The 3,751-nt window shown below is 42.0% G+C and carries 2 protein-coding genes; one reads left to right on the plus strand and one right to left on the minus strand.

What is annotated here, in order from left to right; all coding sequences use genetic code 11:
• The first annotated feature begins 95 nt into the window (after positions 1 to 95).
• Positions 96 to 1,421, plus strand: coding sequence for an IS4 family transposase (locus tag L654_RS0115350; protein WP_024607224.1), 1,326 nt, complete (start codon positions 96 to 98; stop codon positions 1,419 to 1,421).
• 75 nt (positions 1,422 to 1,496) lie between these two features.
• On the opposite strand, the gene L654_RS0115355 is transcribed toward L654_RS0115350, so the two are convergent.
• On the minus strand, positions 1,497 to 3,751 hold a 2,255-nt coding region (locus L654_RS0115355), incomplete at its 5' end, for a TonB-dependent receptor (RefSeq protein ID WP_024608361.1).

Here is a 3,751-nt window from a genome sequence, read left to right on the forward strand (position 1 = left end):
TTAATGCCGATCAGTTAAGAAATATTTAACGATCCATTGACCGATCTTCTGGTTAGTTTATAAAGGCTTCTGAATTTATTCAGGAGCCTTTTATTTTGCAACTCACTACCGCACTTTCTCTAGCCAATAGCTACGCACCCAATTCAGAAGGCTTAGGTCAACTGAGTGATTTTTTATGCCCTGAGTTTATCAAACAATGCGCAGAAACCGCAGGTGTCGCGACGATAAGGAAAAGAAGGCTTCCTGTTGAGATGGCCGTTTGGACAGTCATTTGTATGTCGTTTTATCGTGAAGACCCACTGTGGAGTATTGTCAGTAAATTAGGGCTCGCTTTACCAGGTAAAAAAGAACTCGTTGCGCCCAGCGCGGTTGTACAGGCTAGGCAGCGGCTTGGGGCTGATGCCGTTAAACAGGTTTTTGAGCAAAGTCAGCAAATGTGGAATGCTGATGCGAACCATCCCACATGGTGCGGGCTATCACTACTGGGTGTTGATGGTGTCATTTGGCGCACACCGGATACTGCTGAAAATCAACATGCATTCTCCATGTGGAAAAATCAGTATGGTGACACGGCCTTCCCTCAGGTTCGCATGGTGTGTTTGATGGAGTTAACTAGTCATTTATTAATGGGGAGCGCCTTTGATAGTTGTCGTACAAGTGAAATGGTGTTGGCTGAAGACTTAATCGAGGCAACACCCGATAACTCACTGACGTTATTTGATAGAGGCTTCTATTCTCTAGGCTTACTCAATCGTTGGCATCATGCTGGGGTAAATAGGCATTGGCTTCAACCGATGAGAAAAGGCACGCAATATGAAATTGTTCGCTCTCTAGGTCGTCAAGACAAACTCATCAAGCTAAAAGCAACAGCACAAGCGAGAAAAAAGTTCGACGATTTACCAGAGAGCATTGAAGTTAGGCTAGTCACAAAAACGGTTAAGGGGAAAGAGGTGAATATACTCACTTCATTAACAGACCCAATGCGTTTCCCTAAGGCTGAAATTGTTGACCTCTATAGTGATCGGTGGGAAATTGAACTTGGTTATCGAGAAATGAAACAAACCTTACTGAATAGTCACTTTACGCTACGCAGCAAGAAACCTGAGATGATAGCGCAAGAATTATGGGGCGTAATGTTGAGCTATAACTTGCTCCGATACCAGATGGTGAAAATGGCGCAGAAAAAATCTGGAATATATGCAAAACACCTGAGTTTTACGACGTGTGCTATTAGTATTATTAACCTTATTCATACAATGTTTATAGAAAATGCAGGACGGATACCTAAATCAATAGAGCAATTACAAGCTCAAGTTGAACATCACATATTGCCGATAAAACGGGAGCGGGCGTATCCGAGGTGTGTGAAACCAAAACCCAGTAAATACCCCAATAAAAAAAGCCAGTCAGCTGTTAACTGACTGGCATTAAGCCAGGTGGCTTGCTTTTAGCGTCTTTAAATACACACACTTATAGACTCGATTTAACTATAACTTTTAAAATCTATAGCTAGCGCCAAATGTAATACGGCGGTCTGTAATACCTTGGAAACACAGTAAAGCACCTTCGTTAACACAAGACTGGCTAACTTCTGATTCGGTTAAGTTAACGGCTTCAATACCGATATTTAGCTGATCGTTCACATCATAACTTATGCTGGCATTAAGCTGCCCTCTGTCTTCTTGTACAACAGGGAAACCCCATGGGAAGCTTGAGGTGCTGCCAAAGTCAGTTGAACGGTATCCTTCGCGCCACGTGTAACGCGCTCGAGCAGATAGACCGTATTTCTCATAATAAAATGTAATGTTATATGCGTTTTCTGACAGATCAATGAGTGATTGCTTAGCACTTATGTCTGCATCCGGGTTACCGGTTGTTAATGCAAAAACTGCATTTGCACGACTCGTTGCGGTGTCAAGTGATTCACCACCAGAAAATTCTTGATAGGTATAGTTAGCAACCACACCAAAACCTGATGCCCAACCTAGCTCTTTTTCAAAACTTGATAAGTCGTATTGAGCTGCAAGCTCAATACCTTGCTGTGTTGTTTCACCAGAATCATTAATAGTAGTTTGCGTAGGAACACATAACCCTACGCCAGCATCTGGGCCAAACACGTTTATGTCTGCAATTGGATTAAATATGCCGCCGCCTTCACACTCTGGACCATTTGTATCGCGAAAGCCTGTGCTTGGGTCTTCAAATGGGTCAACTTGCTGTGTAACGTGCAAATCGCTACGTGTTTTATGAAAGTACCCCACACTTAACAAAGCAGCGGGTGCAAAATACCAATCAGTGGATATATCGAAAGAGGTTACTTCTTCTGGCGCTAAGCCTGAATTACCAATTGAAACGGCACTATTAGGGCTGGTGCCAAACGTAACAGATGTAGATAGGTCATCAAAATCTGGGCGTCTAATATCTTTTGACCAACCTAAACGAACAATCACATCTTCACTTACATTCGCGGCTAAATTAAATCGTGGTAAAAAGAAATCGTAATCACCTTTTGACGTTAGCTGAGTAACCAGTTCGTTGCCACTTCCATCTTGAGTAACAGAGTTACCTAGCGATGTAACTTCAGTCTCTAAATAACGTAGGCCAAAGTTACCGCGAAACATGCCGTACTCAAAATTTGCTTGTGCATATAAGGCATGTGTTTCTTCTTCAATATCAAAAAATGCATTTACTTGAGACGTTGGTGAACTTATTGGACCGCGATCAGAACCCGTTATTGCATTATTAGCTTCAATCGCTTGGTTAAGCGCTGCTAATACGGCTTGTGGATCAGAGGATGCAAGCTCTGGGTTTATAAGTAAGAAATCACGAATATAGAGTGCTCGCCCATCACCATCGTTAAAGTTATCTGGGCCCGCAGTTAATAATTGTGCAAATAAATCACCCGTTGGGCTATCAGCCATATTTCTTAAACCAACGTTAGAGCGAACTTGATCCGACATACTGCTCGTTTTGCTGTAGCGATAACCAAAATCGACTGACGTTATTACATCATCTAAGTAATATGTAAAATCTGTACGAAACGCATCTTCTGTATTTTCTGACTCATCTTGCCCTTGGTTTACGTCACGTAGAACAACATTTGCAGGGTCGAGTAATTGAGCCATTGTTGGCGCGTTTGCCTCCCCCGTTGCAATGCCAAATGTAAGTGCATCACCTGTAAGATCATACTCAAAAGGAGTACCGTTTTCATTTGACGAATTAGTAGCGACATTTGGATTTATAAAATTGAGCGTTGTATTAAAACTTGGTGTAGTTGAATCAGAACGAGAGGTTGAGGCTTCAACACTTGCAAATAATCTATCGCCTTGCCATTCGCCCCCTATTCTAAATATTTTGCTCTTTGTGATGCGTGAATTAGTATCGCTAGAAAAACGTAAGTTAGGATCGCCACCACCGTCTTCAACCGGAATCACGCCTCTTACGGCCGCCTGTATGCTGCCCAGGTTTTGTCCGTCAAGTGAACCAAAATTAACTGTTTTAAATTCACTCGGTATTGATACATTTCTAAGATCACTTAGGCCAGATGCTTGTACTCTTGAGCTTTCTTGGCGGCGCTCTTGATCATTAACAACTGCATCAAAAAAGAATTTCATATTATCGTTTGGCGCATATTCAAATGTACCTGCGAAGTTTTTTGTCTCGTATTCGTAATTATCGTAATCTTGAATTAAAAATTGAACTGGTAGAAAATCAAACGATTGTGCACTTGCAGCACCACTATCAGCGGCTA

Source organism: Pseudoalteromonas sp. TAB23 (assembly GCF_000498075.1).
GTDB classification, from domain to species: domain Bacteria; phylum Pseudomonadota; class Gammaproteobacteria; order Enterobacterales; family Alteromonadaceae; genus Pseudoalteromonas; species Pseudoalteromonas arctica.